At 66.6% G+C, this 15582-nt stretch carries 13 protein-coding genes and 1 pseudogene; 6 read left to right on the top strand and 8 right to left on the bottom strand.

The features are described 5' to 3' along the window. Positions 1 to 127: 127 nt before the first annotated feature. The 5 genes and pseudogenes from OM977_RS17770 (at position 128) to OM977_RS17750 (ending at position 5732) form a co-directional block, all read left to right on the top strand. The gene (locus OM977_RS17770) at positions 128 to 1540 is read left to right on the top strand and encodes an MFS transporter (protein WP_264355204.1); all 1413 of its coding nucleotides are present in this window, start codon (positions 128 to 130) and stop codon (positions 1538 to 1540) included. A 16-nt stretch (positions 1541 to 1556) separates the two neighbouring features. Continuing rightward, positions 1557 to 3125: a GMC oxidoreductase gene (locus OM977_RS17765; protein WP_264355203.1), complete on the top strand. Its 1569-nt coding sequence runs from the start codon at positions 1557 to 1559 to the stop codon at positions 3123 to 3125. 54 nt (positions 3126 to 3179) lie between these two features. Beyond that, the gene (locus OM977_RS17760) at positions 3180 to 4142 is read left to right on the top strand and encodes a LysR family transcriptional regulator (protein WP_264355202.1); all 963 of its coding nucleotides are present in this window, start codon (positions 3180 to 3182) and stop codon (positions 4140 to 4142) included. A 131-nt stretch (positions 4143 to 4273) separates the two neighbouring features. Next, positions 4274 to 4837: a DoxX family protein gene (locus OM977_RS17755; protein ID WP_264355201.1), complete on the top strand. Its 564-nt coding sequence runs from the start codon at positions 4274 to 4276 to the stop codon at positions 4835 to 4837. A gap of 112 nt (positions 4838 to 4949) precedes the next feature. Continuing rightward, positions 4950 to 5732, top strand: a pseudogene (locus tag OM977_RS17750) (SDR family NAD(P)-dependent oxidoreductase). An 8-nt stretch (positions 5733 to 5740) separates the two neighbouring features. Here the strand turns inward: OM977_RS17750 and OM977_RS17745 are convergent. The 8 genes from OM977_RS17745 to OM977_RS17710 form a co-directional block, all read right to left on the bottom strand. Further along, positions 5741 to 6517 (bottom strand): SDR family NAD(P)-dependent oxidoreductase, encoded by a 777-nt coding sequence (locus OM977_RS17745; RefSeq protein ID WP_264355200.1) that lies wholly within the window; start codon positions 6515 to 6517, stop codon positions 5741 to 5743. A 1-nt stretch (position 6518) separates the two neighbouring features. Beyond that, complete coding sequence (locus OM977_RS17740) at positions 6519 to 7517, bottom strand: fumarylacetoacetate hydrolase family protein (RefSeq protein WP_264355199.1); 999 nt, start codon at positions 7515 to 7517, stop codon at positions 6519 to 6521. Between the two features lie 11 nt (positions 7518 to 7528). Continuing rightward, positions 7529 to 8608: an amidohydrolase family protein gene (locus tag OM977_RS17735; RefSeq protein ID WP_264355198.1), complete on the bottom strand. Its 1080-nt coding sequence runs from the start codon at positions 8606 to 8608 to the stop codon at positions 7529 to 7531. Next, a complete protein-coding gene (locus tag OM977_RS17730) occupies positions 8605 to 9729 on the bottom strand; it encodes an FAD-dependent oxidoreductase (protein ID WP_264355197.1) in 1125 nt (374 codons plus the stop codon). Before OM977_RS17730 ends, OM977_RS17735 begins: the two co-directional genes overlap by 4 nt. Positions 9730 to 9781: 52 nt before the next feature. Then, on the bottom strand, positions 9782 to 10831 hold the full coding sequence (locus OM977_RS17725) for a cyclase family protein (RefSeq protein ID WP_264355196.1): 1050 nt from the start codon (positions 10829 to 10831) through the stop codon (positions 9782 to 9784). After that, entirely contained in the window at positions 10828 to 11790 is a 963-nt protein-coding gene (locus OM977_RS17720; protein ID WP_264355195.1) for a fumarylacetoacetate hydrolase family protein, read from the bottom strand. Before OM977_RS17720 ends, OM977_RS17725 begins: the two co-directional genes overlap by 4 nt. Before the next feature lie 7 nt (positions 11791 to 11797). After that, on the bottom strand, positions 11798 to 12817 hold the full coding sequence (locus OM977_RS17715; protein ID WP_264355194.1) for a VOC family protein: 1020 nt from the start codon (positions 12815 to 12817) through the stop codon (positions 11798 to 11800). Between the two features lie 106 nt (positions 12818 to 12923). After that, complete coding sequence (locus tag OM977_RS17710; protein WP_264355193.1) at positions 12924 to 14138, bottom strand: ROK family transcriptional regulator; 1215 nt, start codon at positions 14136 to 14138, stop codon at positions 12924 to 12926. 240 nt (positions 14139 to 14378) lie between these two features. On the opposite strand from OM977_RS17710, the gene xylA reads away from it, so the two are divergent. After that, positions 14379 to 15569, top strand: a complete 1191-nt coding sequence (gene xylA, locus OM977_RS17705; protein WP_264355192.1) for a xylose isomerase — start codon at positions 14379 to 14381, stop codon at positions 15567 to 15569. Positions 15570 to 15582: the final 13 nt, after the last annotated feature.

The following is a 15582-nucleotide window of genomic DNA, read 5'->3' as shown; positions in this document are numbered from 1 at the left end:
ACACCACGTCGCGTCGACGGCCCGATCGTTCGGGTAGATCACTATGCCACTTTCGCCTCTTAGACTCCGTCTCCTTGTTGTCTCCCTGCTTTCGGTCTCCTTCCTCGGTGCCCTGGACCACACGGTAGTGTCCACTTCCCTTGCCACCATTGCGGGTGAACTCGGCGCGTTAACCCTGATGAGCTGGGTTGTGGTGGGCTACACCCTCGCCAGTACGGTGCTGCTGCCGGTTCTCGGCAAACTGGGCGATGTGCTGGGCGCGCGCCGCATCTTCATCTTCTCGCTGGTGATGTTCCTGGCCGCCTCACTGGCCTGCGGCTTCGCCACGGACATGGCCTGGCTGATTGCCGCGCGCGTCCTGCAGGGCATGAGCTCCGCGGGCCTGCAGTTGATGTCCCAGACGATCATTGCCCGCGTCACCACCCAGCGGGAACGGCCCCGCTACATGGCCATAATTGGCGCCGCTTTCCCCATCGCGATCCTGGTGGGCCCGGTGCTCGGCGGCGCCATTACCGATTACTGGGGCTGGCAGTGGGTCTTCTGGATCAACATCCCGGTGGGTGCAGCGGCCCTGGGCCTCGCGCTCGTGGCCGTTCCGCACCTGGAGCCCGGCCCCATGCCCCGCCACTTCGATATTGCCGGGGCCTCGGTCTTCACCACCGCCTTGGTGGCGCTGGTACTCGCCGTTACTTGGGCCGCCGAACGGAGCGCCGGCCCCGCCACTGCTGCCGCGCTCGCGGTGAGCATCGCCGGCTTCGCTGCCTTCTTTTTCATCGAGCGGCGTGCACCCGAACCCATCGTGCCGCTCCACTTTTTCGCCAACCGGACCATCGCGGCAGGCACGGCACTCTCGGCGATTATCGGCGTCGGCCTCTTCTCCATCACTGCCTACCTGCCCACGTACTTCCAGATGGCCTACCAGACCAGCGCCACCGTGTCCGGCCTTGTCCCCATCGCCACGGTGTTCGGCATGCTGATCAGCAATCTGCTGACCGGATGGCTTGCCAGCCGGACCGGGCAATACCGGATTTTCCCGATCCTGGGAACCTCGATGGGGGCCGCCGGGCTTTTGGTGATGGCCATGCTGCCCGCGGGCCTTCCGCTGTGGGTTCCCATGATGGTGATGGCCGTGGTGGGCATGGGCACGGGAGCGTTTATGAGCCTGATCGTCGCGGTGGTCCAGGGCGCCGCCCCGGCCAGCCAGACCGGGACCATCACGGCCACCATCAACCTGGTACGGCAGGTGGGGTCCACAGTGGCGACGGCGGTCATCGGCGGAGTGATCGGCTTCGGCGTCGCGGCTCTTTTGCCGGCAGGCCTTGACGCTTCCACTCTAACGCCGCAGCTGGTCCACGGGGCCGGGCCGGCAATCCAGGCCACCGTGGCACAAATCTACAGCTCGGTTTTCACGCCGATTTTCATTGCCCTGGCGGCCACCTACGCGGTGGGGATTGTCGCGGCGGTCCTTCTGCCGCACGGCCGCCTCTCCGACGAACCCGTTCCCGCTCCCAACACCACTTCCGAATCCCTCTCGGCCTGATTTCAAAGGAGACATCATGTCCAACCCAACTATTGCCATCGTCGGCAGCGGACCCATCGGTTCCACTTACGCACGGGTGCTCCTGGAGCAGGTCCCGAACGCGCGGGTGGTGATGTTCGAGGCCGGGCCGCAGCTCACCCACGTCCCCGGCGAGAGCGTCCGCAACATCCCCGACCCTGCAGAGAAGGCGCGTGCCCGGGAAATGTCCCAGGGGCCGCAGGCCGGCGCCTACCGGGAATCGCTTGGCATTCCGGCAGCCACCGTCGCCGAGGGCATGTTCACGGCCCGCCAGGGCACCCACCTCCTCGACTTCGGCGGCGCAGGCTCCGCCCACGCTTCCTCCTTCCCGGCCGCGGCTGCGGCCACCAACGTTGGTGGCCAGGGCGCCCACTGGACCTGCGCGACACCGTCGCCCGCCTTCAGCGAAAAGATCCCCTTTATCGCCGACGACGAATGGGACGGGCTGATTGAGGACGCCAAGCAGCTGCTGCACGTCCACAGTGCCGCGTTCGCGGATTCCGCCGTTGGTGAGGCCATTCGGACCCTCCTCGATGAAGAGTTCGGCGCCGAGCTGCCGGATGGGTACGGCGTGGGCACCCTTCCGGTTGCCGGGGACCCGCAGCCCGACGGGTCAGTGCGCTGGGCCGGGGCCGACGTCGTCCTCGGCCCGCTGATCGAAAAGGACAGCCCGCTCGCGAAGCAGTTCGAACTGCGCGACCTCACCCTGGTCCGCCGGGTGGAGTTCGACGGACACCGCGCCACCGGCGTCACCGTCCAGGACCTCCGCACGGGGGAGACCTCCTTCGTGGCAGCGGACATTGTTGTGGTCGCCGCCGATGCCTTCCGGTCCCCGCAGCTGCTGTGGGCTTCGGGCGTCCGCCCGAAGGCCCTGGGCCACTACCTGACCGAGCATCCGGTGGTCATCTCCACGGTGGCATTGGACGCCGAGAAGATGGGACGGTTCGCCACGGAAGAAGACCTCGGTGCGGAGCTGGCCCGGCGGGCGCTGAATTCCGCCGATCCGGTGGCGGCAGTGAACCGCATCCCATTCTCCGAGCCGGAGCACCCTTTCTCCGTCCAGGTGATGTACACCGAGACCACGCCGTTCCCCATGGAGCCGGGCGCGCCGTATTCCGAGAACCGCTGGGGCTACGTCAACATGGGCTACGGCCTGCGCAAGCACCCGCGCTATGAGGACGCCGTCACCTTTGACGAGAACGAGCCGGACTACCGCGGCTTCCCGAATATGACCATCGAGTATGCGCTCACTGAACGGGAGGAAACGGAGATCGCACAGGCCACCGAGCGGCTGCGCCGCGCCGGTAAGGCCCTGGGCGTCTTTGTCGCCGAGCCGCGGCTGATGCCCAACGGTTCCAGCCTGCACTACCAGGGCACCATGCGGATGGGCGCCGCGGACGACGGAACTTCGGTGGCGGATCCATGGTCGCGGGTGTGGGGTTACGAGAACCTCGTGGTGGGCGGAAATGCCCTTATCCCTACGGCGACCGCGATGAACCCCACCCTGATGAGCGTTGCCATCGCGGTGCGCGGCGCCCGGAGGGTTGCCGAGGAACTGGGTTCCTGACAGGCATCTGGTCCAGTGGAAAGGCCGCACCGCGCGCACGGATAACCTGTAAGCATGAAGAACCTGGACCTGAACCTGCTGCCCCAACTTCAGGTCCTGTTGGAATTGCGCAACATCTCCCGGGCGGCGGAGCGGCTCCAGCTCAGCCAGCCGGCCACCAGCGCGGCGATGGCCAGGCTCCGGCGCCATTTCGACGACGAGCTCCTGGTCCGGAACGGCCGCACCTATGACCTCACCCCCTTTGCCCAATCCCTGGTCCCGCTGGTTGATGAAGCCATGCTTCACATCCAGCGGGCCACGCGCGTGCGGTCCGGGTTTGATGCGGCCACCAGCGAGCGGGAGTTCATTATCGCCGCCTCGGATTATGCTGCGGCGCTGATCGTGGGACCGTTGCGGGGGATCCTGCGGGAAGAAGCACCGGGGGTGTCCGTGGACTTCGTCCCCACCGCCGGCTCCGGAATCCAGGGCCAGATGGCCGACTACTCCAAGATCGACCTGCTGGTGGGGCCCACGGGGTACCAGATGCAGGGAGCCAGCAAACAGCTCTTCCGTGACAGCTTTGTGGCCGTGGCCGACGCCGGCAACCCGCTGCTCCAGCAGCCCCGCCTGACCCTCGAAGACCTGACTGCGGTGCCGCACGCCGTCGGCTACTTCGGCGAGGGCATCAGCACCCCGGCGGACAAGCTGTTCGAGTCGCGGGGCATCCAGCGCCGGGTAGCGGCCGTGGTGGCCGGCTTCCTGTCCCTGCCGCTCCTGGTCGAAGGCACTGACCTTGTGGCACTCGTCCCGCGGATGCTGGCCGGGCGGGCCCAGCGCGGCGCGGATATCGTGGTGCTGGAGTTCTCCGGCGGAACCGAGGCGTCACTGGTGGAGGCCATGTACTGGCACCCGTCCCAGGCGGAGGACCCGGCGAGCGTGTGGCTGCGGTCCGTGGTTCAGCGCTCCTGCGCCCGGCTCCACGAGCTCTTCCCCGTCAACGCCCATCCGGTGGCGATCCACGCGGCGGATACCGCTTAAGGCCAGGCTTGTTCCCTCCCGGCGGCGGTGTCCTGCCTAGTATTCCCACCCGTGACCGGAAGATTCCGCAGACGTACAATCGTGCTCACAGCGAGCCGGGCAGCGACTCAGGCAACCCAAGGAGGACTGACATGAGCAATGTAACCACCAGCCCTGAGGCGGCGGCCGCCGCGCAGACCCTGTTCCGGGCCAGTCTGGGAGGGGTGCTCATCGCGCACGGAACCCAGAAACTCTTCGGCTGGTTCGGCGGGGGAGGCGTTGAAGGCACCAGCAAGGGAATGCACGCCATGGGGTTCCGCCCCGCAAAACCCAGCGCCGTCCTTGCGGGCCTTGGTGAAGCAGGAGCCGGTCTGGCCTTGGCCCTGGGGATGGCCACCCCTGCCGCCGGCGCCGCTGCCGCAACCACGATGGGCGTCGCAGCCAGCGTCCATGCCCCGAACGGTTTCTTCGCCCAAGAGGGCGGTCTCGAGTATCCCGCCGTGCTCGGCCTGGCAGCCGTGGCCTTCACTATTGGCGGTTCTGGCCCCTACTCCCTGGATGCACTCACCGGCCATGTCCTGGACCGGCCCTGGATGCGGATCACCGCTTTGGCCGTGATCCCCACAGCCATCGCGGTCCAGGTTTACCGTCGGCGTAAGGCCCTGGCCGCAGACGCTGCGGCACCGGCCGCGGGCGCTGCTGTGGAAGAGGGCTGAACCCGTCCCCGTGAGTATCCACGCGGCGGATACCACCTAGACCCGATACGCCGTTCCCCTTCCGGCCCATCCCTGCGAAAGTCGAGGAAACACGCCTTCGGAAGGAATTTCCATGTCCGCTTCAAGCCCGCGCCTTGCCGGCAAGACAGCCGTCATCACCGGAACGGCCAGCGGCCAGGGCAGGGCGGCCGCGCTCGCCTTCGCTTCGGAAGGGGCCTTAGTTGTTGGGTGCGACATGGACGACGACGGCGCCGCAGCCACCGTTGCGGCGGTCGCCGACGCCCGTGGCCGGATGAGCAGCAGCCGGGTGGATCTTACGGACGAGGCCGCGGTGGCGGCCTGGGCTGCGGATGTCGCCGCCATGCACGGGCAGGTCCATATCCTGTACGCCAACGCTGCCGTCACGCGCTTCGCCCCGGTGGGGGAGCTCACCTTCGATGACTGGAAGTGGAACATTGAACACGAGATGGACGTGGTGTTCCTGCCGGTCAAGTACTTCTAGCCGCAGCTGATCCAGGTTGCAAACAGTGCCATCGTCCTCGTCGGGTCCACAGCGGGGGTCACCGGTTCCATGACCAACGGCCGGCTGGCCCACACCGCCACGAAAGGGGCCGTGGTGGCGATGACCAAACAGCTCGCAGCCGAAGGTGCCCCGCACGGTCTGCGGGTTAATGCGGTCAGCCCGGGAATGATCCGTACCGCGGCAACGGAGGGCAACCTCCTCGCTCGCGACCATCCGATGCGGACCATCGCCGGCAGCATCCCGCTGGGCCGGATCGGCGCGCCCGAAGAAGTGGCAAAGTGCGCGCTGTTCCTGGCATCGGACGAGGCCTCTTACGTCACCGGCGCCAATTTGATGGTCGACGGCGGCTGGTCGGCTGTGCTGCCCGGCTAGCCGTTTGGTTAACGCAGGGCGTCGGAGACTGATTTCGCGCCGCCGTGGGATGACTGCCCGCCGTCCACCGGGATCTCCGCGCCCGTCACGAAGGACGAGAGCGGGCTTAGCAGGAAGAGCACGCCGCCGGCCACCTCCTCCACGCTACCGGTGCGGCCCAGCGGGGTTTCGGCCAGGGTGGCCTGCCGAAACTCCGGCCTGGCGCCCGAGGTCATGGGGGTTTCGATGAAGCCCGGATGGACGGTGTTCACCCGGATCCCGCGCGGGCCAAGTTCCATGGCGGCCACCTGGGAGAGTCCGCGCAACGCCCACTTGCTCGCGGTGTAGGCGACCGGATAGTGCGCGGTCAGGCCGGCAACGGAGCCGACATTAACAATCGATGCCCCGCCGACCATCAACGGCGCGAGCGACTGGATTCCCAGCAAGCTGCCGGCAACGTTCACCTCATAGACCCTCTGCAGGTCGGCCACCGTGGCATCGAGAAGCCGGCTGCGCTGGGTGATGCCGGCATTATTGACCAGCCCGTCCACTTGCCATCCCCGGGACTGCATCCAGGAAGCGAGTGCCGACCAGCCGGAGGCATCGCTGACGTCCAGCCGCCGATACATCAGCGCACCGCCTGAAGCCGATGACAAACCCCCCAGCCCGGCCGGCATATCCGCCGCCAAGTCGGTGGCGATGACCCGGGCCCCGGCCTCCACCAGCAGGCGCGCCTCTGCAGCGCCCTGGCCCTGGCCCGCGCCGGTGACCAACACAGTCCGGCCCTCGAGCTGAAGGGACACCACCCTAGGTACCGGACGGAACCGCAGCAGCAACCCGGTTGCGTGGACGGGGCCGGGACGGAACCCGGGTCGCGGCTTCGCGTCCGGGACCCACGGTGTTCTCGATGCTGCCGATTCCCTCCACTGTCATCCGCACCACGTCGCCGGTCTTCAGCGGCGGGGGAGTCTTCGCGCCGTTCCGCCCCCAGAGCTCCGCGAGGCAGCCACTGCCGCAGGTGCCGGAGCCCAGCACATCGCCGGGCCGCACCACGGAATCCTGCGAGGCGTAGGCCACGAGTTCGGCAAACGGCCACCCCATGTTGGACAGCAGGTCCTGCCCGATAGCTTTCCCGTTCACCTCCACGGCCATGGAGATCGGCAGGAACCCTTCGGCGTCGTGCCGGTCCTCGAACTCGTCGGCGGTGACAATCCAGGGTCCCAGGGTGTTGGCAAAGTCCTTGCCCTTGCACGGCCCCAGGCTGACTTTCATCTCCCGGCGCTGCAGGTCACGCGCCGACCAGTCGTTGAGCACCGTGTAACCGAAAATGTGCCGGTGGGCCTCCGACGCTGTCAGGTTGCGGCCGTCACTGCCGGGAACGCGTCCGACGACGGCGGCGACTTCCGTTTCGAAGTCCAGGTCCGTACAGCCCGCCGGAATACCGATCAACTCGCCGGTGCCGGTCACCGTATGCGGATTGGTGAAGTAAAAGGTGGGCGCCTCGTACCATTCGGGCACTACGCCGGCCACGCCGTCGATGCTCTTCCGCACGCCTTCGACGTGTTCTTCGAACGCTACGAAATCGCGGATGGAGGCAGGCGCCAGCGGGGCGAGCAGGTGCACGTCCGCCAGCGGAACGGCAGCAGCGGAACCAATGACCTGGCGGGCAAGTGCCAGCGTCTCCTCGAGTCCGGCGTCAAGCAGTGCCTGGACGCCCTGGCCTGCCGGCAGGGCGTAGCAGTTGACGCCGTCCACGAAGCCGGACTGCGTCCCGCCGTCGTCATTCCAACGGGCAATCTTCACCATGTGAGTGTTCCTTAAGCATTGCGATGGGCGGTCAGGGCGGCCGCCGCGGTGATGCCCAGCGTGCGTGCATTGCTGCCCAAGACCTGAGCCTCGTCGTCGGCAGAGAGTCCGGCAGCCCGAACCTCGTCCACCGGCCCGTCCGAACCCATGTCGAAGGGATAATCCGAGCCGAGCAGCACCTGTTCCGGCCCCGCGACGGCCAAGAGCGCCCGCAGTTCAGCGGGGCTGTGGACGAGCGAGTCGAAGTACAGTTTCTTCAGATAGGACGACGGCGGCTGGGCGCAGCCGTGTGCCTCCGGCCGGACCCGCCAGGCGTGGTCCGAGCGGCCCAGGGTGGTGGGAAGGTAGCCCCCGCCGTGCGCGGCCAGTACCTTGAGGTCCGGGTGCCGGTCCAGGACTCCGCTGAAGATCAGGTGCGACAGTGCCACCGCGTTTTCGGCGGGCTGGGAGACGGTGTTTGCGAGGTAGAACTGGTCCAGTCGCTCATCCAGCGAGCAGCCGAAGGGGTGCAGGAATACCAGGGCACCCAGCTCTTCGGCCCGGCTCCAGAATTGTTCCAGCCGGGGGTCGGAGAGCTCAACGGTGCTGCGCTGCGGGTCGGCGGGAGTGGCGGCGAACGAGCCGATTTCCACGCCGAGCAGGCCGCAGTCCAACACAGCGTGCTCCAGGGCTTCCACCATCAGGGCGGGGTGCTGCAGCGGGACCAGGCCCAGTCCGTTGAGCCGCTCCGGGGCGCGGTCCACGAACTCCCGCACCGCCTGGTTGGCGGACCTGGCCACCTGCAAGGCCAGCTCAACACCTGCGAAATAGTAGAAGTGCGACGGCGACGGCGAGACCAGCTGCACGTCCACACCTTGGGCGTCCATGTCCGCAAGACGGCGGTCCAGGTCCGTCAGCTGCGGCCAGCGCTCCTTGATCATCTTTCCCGAAGCGGCCATCGACTCTGGTCCGTTGCGCCGGACTTCCAGGGCCTGTTGAGCGCCGAACCCCTCAGGATCAGCTTCGGCCACCAATTGCTGCAGGGCCGGAAGCAGGATGTGGGCGTGGACGTCCACGGTGGCGGTTTGTTCTTGAGGACGGTGGGCGCTCATGCGGGCTCTTTCAGCATCGTGGAAAGCGAGTGCATCAGGCCCGGCACATCGGCGTCGCGGACGCCGTCGAGCATCCACTGGCCGAGCTGGACGGAGGCCTTCACCACTGCGTTTGCCCGGTCCAGCCGGCGGTCGGTGAACTCCTTCCACAGGGTCTCGGTGACGTCGTCCGCATTGATCAGCAGTTCAGCCAGCACGGCCGCGTCCTCCAGGGCCATAGCCGCACCCTGGGCCACCGTGGGCGGGCAGCTGTGGGCGGCGTCGCCGATGATCACGATGCGGCCGCGGTTCCACGGGCCGTCCACGAGGTGCGTGGTGAACCACGTGTAGTTGATGCGGGCACTGTGGTCCAGGTTTGAGCGGATCTCGTTCCACGGACCGCCGTACGCTGCAGCGAGTTCAGCCATGATGCGGGGGCCGTCCTCGTGCCTGCGTTCCTGCGCCTTCTCCACCAGGTAGGCGTAGATGGTGTCGGGCCCGGTGGGGCAGTAGCCGGCGATAAAGCAGGGGCCGCCGTAGGTCAGGTCCGTGCGGACCACGTCCTCGGGCCGCTCCACGAACGCGCGCCAGATGCCCATGCCGGTGGGCGCGGGCTCCACGTCGATGCCGATGGCCTTACGGACCGCGGAATGCAGGCCGTCCGCGCCGATCAGGAGGTCGTACCGGGCGGTCGAACCGTCGGTAGTGTTGACGGTGACGGAATCGCCGTCGTCTGTTATGTCGGTGACGGTCTTGCCGTAGCTGATCCGGGCACCGGCCTGCTCGGCGCGTTCCCGGAGGATGGCCGTGAGGTCGGGGCGGTACATGCCCAGGGTGGCGGGGAGGTCATCGCCGCCGGTCCGGATGTCCTCAAGGACCGCGAGTACGGTGCCGGCCGGGTCCGGGGCGCGCAGACCGAGCGTGCTGAACCCGTAGCCTTTCGCCTCCACCTCGTTCCACACACCGAGCTGGCGGAGAATCCGCAGGGCGTTGCCCTGCAGGGTGATTCCGGATCCCAGGGTTTGCGGAGCGCCCGCCTTCTCCAGGACTTCCACCTGGACTCCGGCGTCCGACAGGAGGATGGCGGCGGTCAGCCCCGCGGCTCCTGCCCCCACGATTCCGACGTTCTGTACTGCTGCCATCGCTGACTCCTTTGTATTGACGGCGCTACTGCTGGCGGTTGTGCTACTGAAGCTACCGGACTGCGATCGGGTTGACCGGCGATCCCACGGCACCGGTGATGGGAAGCGGCGCGGCCGTGAGCAGGAAGTCGTACCTGCCGTCCGCAGCGCATGCCTCCGCCAGGCCGTCCGGGTCCCACATCTCGCCGAGGAACAGCCCGAGGTTGGGGATGGCGATTTGGTGGAGGGGCTGGAAGGCGCCGTCGAACTCGTTCGGGCGGACCTCGAAGCCCCAGGTGTCGGTGGCGATCCCGGCGATTTCACTGCGGTGAACCCAGGGCGCGGTGCTGAAGGACAGCCCTGGCGCGGAGCCACCGGCGTAGTCGCCCCAGCCTTCCCGGCGCACCCGGGTGTACTGTCCGGTGCGGATCACCAGGATGTCGCCGCGGCCCACCTTTGAGCTGGGGCCCTGCAGGTCGATGGTCCGCTGAAGGTGCTCCGGGGTGATGGCGAAACCGTCCGGCAGTTCGCCGTCGGTCCTTCCCAGTTCGGGTCCGATGGCGCGTCCGACGTCCAGCAGGACGCCGCGGGTGACGATCTTCGCGGCCGCGGTCTGGATCCCGGTCACCAGGTCGCCCTCGGAGGTGACCACGTCTCCGGCGGCTCGGCCGTTCCAGGCCTTGCCCTGGTCGAAGATGTGGCCCAGGCCGTCCCACTGTGTGGAGCACTGGAGAGGCATGGCGATGACGTCATCCGCCCCACCGAAACCATGGGGGAAGCCTTGGTTGCCGCGCTCGGCGTCGACGCCGGTGTCCGTCATGGTGTGGACGGGGTTGGTACGGCGGCGCCAGCCCTTCTGCGGTCCGTTGGTGTCGAACGGCTGGGACAGCGAGTAGGCCTCGCCCGTCCGAACCAAGGCAGCGGCTTCGACGCGCTTGGCGGTGTCGATGAAGTTCAGGGTCCCCAGGACGTCGTCGTCGCCCCAGCGGCCCCAGTTGTTGTGGGCTTCGGCCATTGCGCGGATGCTGCCGAGCGGGTCTTCACGCCGGATCACCGGGGACTCGATGGTGGCTGATTCCCCGGTGCCGGTGACGCGGGCGGGCGCGGTGTTCCGGGTGGTCACTTTTGGCTGCCTTCAGTTTGAACTTCGTCCTTGCAACGGATCAGTTGGGTGCCCAGGCCCGTGATGGTTCCTTCCATGACGTCCCCGTCCTGAAGCAGCCGGCCCCAGTGCTGTCCGTTGCCCGCGGGGCTTCCGGTGAGGACCAAGTCACCCGGGCGCAGCGGCATGATCTGGGAGGCCTCGCTGACCAGCTTGGCGACGCCGAAGATCATGTCCTGCGTGGATTCGTCCTGCATGGCTTTACCGTTGAGCTTCAGCGTCACCTGGACGTCCTGCGGGTTGCCGAAGAACTTGGCCGGCACCAGCAGCGGCCCGGTGGGCAGAAAGCCTGGCGCGTTCTTAGCGCGGTACCAGTCCGAGCCGATGGCAGGCATGTCCTTCCGGAAGACGTACTCCCGCGTGGTGATGTCGTTGACCATCGTGTAGCCGAACACGTATTCCAGGGCTTCTTCGGGGGTGACCCGGAAGGCCGTTCGGCCGATGACCGCCGCCAGTTCCAGTTCCCAGTCGTGGGACTTGCTGTAGGAGGGCAGGACGAGATCGTCGGTGGCCGACGCGATCGCCGTCGGCAGCCCGATGAAGAAGTACGGCGTGCCCTGGCCTGCACGCTTATCCATCATGGCCCCGGTCTTAGCGCGTACTTCGTCTTCGTCCTGGTCCGGTTCGCGGTGCGCCGCGGCGAGGTCGATCACGTGCTTGCGGTAGTTCGCGCCGGTCTGCAGGACCTGGGCGGGCTCCACCGGGGCAAGGACTTCCACGTCGGTCAGAGCAAGGCCGGTGTCCTCACCGGCGGAGGCGGCCAGCGCGTCCAACTGGCTCTCGGTGCTGTCCCAGTGCTCAATCAGGGAGTTGATGTCCCCATCCAGCGGCAGGACGCGGTCTTCCACCAGCAGGCCCACATGGGCCTTGCTGTCGCCGGCTTCCTGGAACCGGATGAGGGAATACGCAGTGTCAGTCATGGCGCCGTTAGCCCCGTCCCTGCTTGGCGTAGGGGTTCAGGAGTGCTTCCTTCATTTCGGGCGAGGCGCCCTCTTCGGTGGCGGTGAAGCCGTCGGCGGGAGGGAAGGACTCGGTCATCGAGTGCGGCATGGCGCCGTTCTTGTAGAAGTTGTTCGAGCCCTCGGAAGGCTTCCAGGTGTTGGCGTCCCAGTCCGGGACGTAGTTGCGGTAGCCACCGGAGTTGAGCTCGACGCGCAGGCCGGAGGGATCGCGGAAGTACAGGAAGTTCTGTTCACCCACGCCGTGGATGGAGGGGCCGTACTCCATGGGGGTGCCATTTTCCATCATGACGTCCGCGGTGCGCAGCAGGTCCTCGGTGGCGTCCACCCAGAATGCGATGTGGTTGACGCGGCCCTGGCGGTCGGAGGTGTCCAGGACCACGCCGAGGTCGTGTGATTTCTCGTTGGTGGTCAGCACGGAGAAGACGGTGATTGGTGCTTCGTCCAGGTCCACGAATGCCATGACGCGGAAACCCAATGCCTCGTTGTACCACTTGGCGAAACCACGGACATCGGAGGAGGCCACGGTGACGTGATCCAGGAAGCGGGGCGCTGCGGCGTGGCTGCTGCGGCGCTCCGGACGATCAGGATAGATGGATTCGAAACCGGGCTCGGCCACGAACTTCTCAACGTCGAAGAAGATCCGCATGTGGTGTCCGTAGGGGCCGGTGAATTCATAGGCCTTTCCGTAACCGTGGCCACCGGTGGTCCAGGTGCCCTCGACCCCCGTCGCCTCAATGCGCTGGGCTGCCGTTTCCAGGGCGTCCTGAGAGTTGGTGCGCCAGGCCATCCGGCCCAGGGAGGCTTCCGGACCCTCGGTGATGACAAGGCTGTAGCGGTAGTAGTCGCCCCAGCAGCGCAGGTAGACGTTGCCGTCCACTCGGTCGACGACGCGCATGCCGAACTTTTCCTCGTAGAACCGCGCGGATGCTTCGACGTCCGGGGCGGTGATCTCAAGGTGGGCGAGATGGGAGAGGGGAGTTTCCACGTTGAATTCCTTCTGAGTACAAGTAGCTGTGAGGGGGTCCCTGCAGGTCTAATGACCAGCCTGAGGCACCGGCGCTATTTGGTGAAGGGGCGTTTCCTGATGCCAGCTATTTGCCTGGCGGATAGCTGACGGAACGGAATCCCGCCGGGTCGGCCAGGAACCGGGAGAAAGCCAGTTCCGCAGCACCGATCATCATCAGGTCGGAACCCAGGGCTGCGCGGCTTATGTTGACCTGAGCGGCGGGACCGTCCAGCGCCTGAGATAGCAGCGCGTCGTTAAACGATGTGGGTGCCGCTGCGTGCAGGGCGCCCAGAAAACCGTCCAGGACTACGGCCTCGGGGTTGAAGATGTTTACGGCATTGCGCAGGGCGATGCCTAGATACCCGAGCTGGCGGGCGACTTCGTCGCTGAGCGCCGCGCTGCCCGAGTTCGCCAGTGCTTCGTCGAGGTCGGCGGTGTTGCCGCGGCGCAGGCCGGCAAGTTCCAGGAGCCGTGACTGCGAAACCTCGGTTTCCAGGCACCCGGTGGCTCCGCAGTGGCAGGTTGTTCCCCCGGAGCGGACGAAGGTGTGGCCGAGTTCCCCGGCGTAGCCTGATGCGCCGCGGAGAAGTTGGCCGTTCGCGATGATTCCGCCGCCGATGCCGCTGGCGCCGCCATTGAGATAGATCAGGTTTTGTTTTCCCGCGCCGGCGCCGAAAATCAGTTCAGCTTCGGTTCCGAGCGAGGCGTCGTTGGCGGCTTGGCACGGGTAGCCGGTGGCTTCGCCCAGCATCCGGGCGACCGGCTCGTTCCGCCAGCCCAGGTGTGGCGCGTGCCGCACCGTGCCGTCGTCGCGATTGACCAGGCCGGGTACGGCCATGCCGATGCCTGTGATCCGGTAAGTGGCGTCCAGCTCGGAGCGCATTCCGGCGATGACTGCCGAGGCGATATTCACCGCTTCCCGGGCGCTTGGTATCCGTTCGGTGTCGAAACGGATTTTCTTTTGCACCTGTCCGCCGAGGCCGACCAAACCAATGGTGACTGCGTCGATCTCCGGGTTCACCGCCAATGCCGCGATCGACGGGCTGGGGCGCACCTCCGGACTCGGCCTGCCGACCTGCCCCTCCCCGGCGGTTGCCGTCTCGTAGACCAGTCCCAAGGAGGCGAGCTGTCCGATCAACGTCCCGACGGTGGAGCGGTTCAATCCGGTGCGCCGGGTCAGCTCGGCACGGCTGAGGACACCGTGGTGGTGGATGAGGGAGGTCAGCAGCGACAGGTTATTGCGGCGAGACGGATCCGGTTCGCCCGCCCGGCTGCTTCCGGCTACGACCCGGTCGATCACGGTGGATGGATCTTCTCCTTGGAAGCCTCGAAGCCCAATTTAGGTGCTTTTGCTGTCCGCTACAACATAGCAGGCGCAGGTACGACTCCCGGGTTTGTCCCGAACTTTTAGGGGGACCTGTGGGGTCGTGTGGTTGACACCGTGGGAAATGGCAATATGTTTGTGAGCAGAACATTTCAGTTCAGTAGCGCACATCACCCCGCGCACCCCCAGCAATCACGCAGACCTTCGGAGCATTCAATGGCGATTCAGCCCACCCGTGAAGACAAGTTTTCCTTCGGCCTCTGGACGGTGGGCTGGGAAGCCCAGGACCAGTTCGGCTCCGCCACCCGCCCGCCGCTGGACACGGTGGAGGCCGTCAACAGGCTCAGTGACCTCGGCGCTTACGGCATCACGTTCCACGACAATGACCTCTTTCCATTTGGCTGCTCCGCCGCCGACCGCCAGCGCGAAATCGACCGGCTGACGGGAGCGCTGAAGTCCACCGGAATGATCGTCCCGATGGTCACCACGAACCTGTTCAGCCACCCCGTCTTCAAGGACGGTGGCTTCACCAGCAACGACCGCGGCGTCCGGCGCTTCGCCCTCCGCAAGGTGCTGGACAACATCGACCTCGCCGCCGAACTCGGCGCCGAAACATTCGTCATGTGGGGCGGCCGCGAAGGCAGCGAATACGATGCCGCCAAGGACATCCGCGGCGCCCTGGAACGCTACCGGGAGGCCGTCAACTTGTTGGGTGACTACGTCACGGACAAGGGTTACAACATCCGGTTCGCGATCGAGCCCAAGCCCAACGAACCCCGGGGCGACATCCTTCTGCCCACCCTGGGCCACGCCCTGGCCTTCATCGAAACGCTCGAACGCCCCGAACTGGTGGGCATCAACCCCGAAACCGGTCACGAGCAGATGGCGGGCCTGAACTTCACCCACGGCATCGCCCAGGCGCTTTACCAGGGCAAGCTTTTCCATATCGACCTTAACGGCCAGCGCAGCATCAAGTTCGACCAGGACCTGGTGTTCGGCCACGGCGACCTGCAGAACGCATTCTCCCTGGTGGATCTGCTCGAAAACGGCGGCCCCGACGGCGGTCCCGCCTACAACGGTCCGCGCCACTTCGACTACAAGCCCAGCCGCACCGAGGACATCGACGGTGTGTGGGACTCCGCTGCCGCCAACATGCAGACCTACCTGCTGCTGAAGGAACGCGCCAAGGCTTTCCGTGCCGATCCCGAGGTCCAGGCGGCGCTGCAGGCCTCGCGGGTCGCGGAAATCAACGAGCCCACGCTCAACCCCGGCGAAAGCTACGAGCAGCTCCGCGCGGACCGCGCCTCCTACGAGGACTTCGACGCCGACGCCTACTTCGGCGGCAAGGGATTCGGCTTCGTGAAGCTGCAGCAGCTCTTCATTGAACACCTGCTCGGCGCCCGCTGATCCCGTGATGGCT

The organism is Pseudarthrobacter sp. MM222 (assembly GCF_947090775.1).
Taxonomy (GTDB): domain Bacteria; phylum Actinomycetota; class Actinomycetes; order Actinomycetales; family Micrococcaceae; genus Arthrobacter.
The sequence above is the reverse complement of the archived record's forward strand: the minus strand, read 5'-3'. Positions and strand labels throughout refer to the sequence as shown.

Coding starts and splice junctions, on each gene's coding strand:
- OM977_RS17765 (WP_264355203.1), top strand. CDS start 1,557: ATGTCCAACCCAACTATTGCCATCGTCGGCAGCGGACCCATCGGTTCC.
- OM977_RS17760 (WP_264355202.1), top strand. CDS start 3,180: ATGAAGAACCTGGACCTGAACCTGCTGCCCCAACTTCAGGTCCTGTTG.
- OM977_RS17755 (WP_264355201.1), top strand. CDS start 4,274: ATGAGCAATGTAACCACCAGCCCTGAGGCGGCGGCCGCCGCGCAGACC.
- OM977_RS17740 (WP_264355199.1), bottom strand. CDS start 7,517: ATGGTGAAGATTGCCCGTTGGAATGACGACGGCGGGACGCAGTCCGGC.
- OM977_RS17735 (WP_264355198.1), bottom strand. CDS start 8,608: ATGAGCGCCCACCGTCCTCAAGAACAAACCGCCACCGTGGACGTCCAC.
- OM977_RS17730 (WP_264355197.1), bottom strand. CDS start 9,729: ATGGCAGCAGTACAGAACGTCGGAATCGTGGGGGCAGGAGCCGCGGGG.
- OM977_RS17720 (WP_264355195.1), bottom strand. CDS start 11,790: ATGACTGACACTGCGTATTCCCTCATCCGGTTCCAGGAAGCCGGCGAC.
- xylA (WP_264355192.1), top strand. CDS start 14,379: ATGGCGATTCAGCCCACCCGTGAAGACAAGTTTTCCTTCGGCCTCTGG.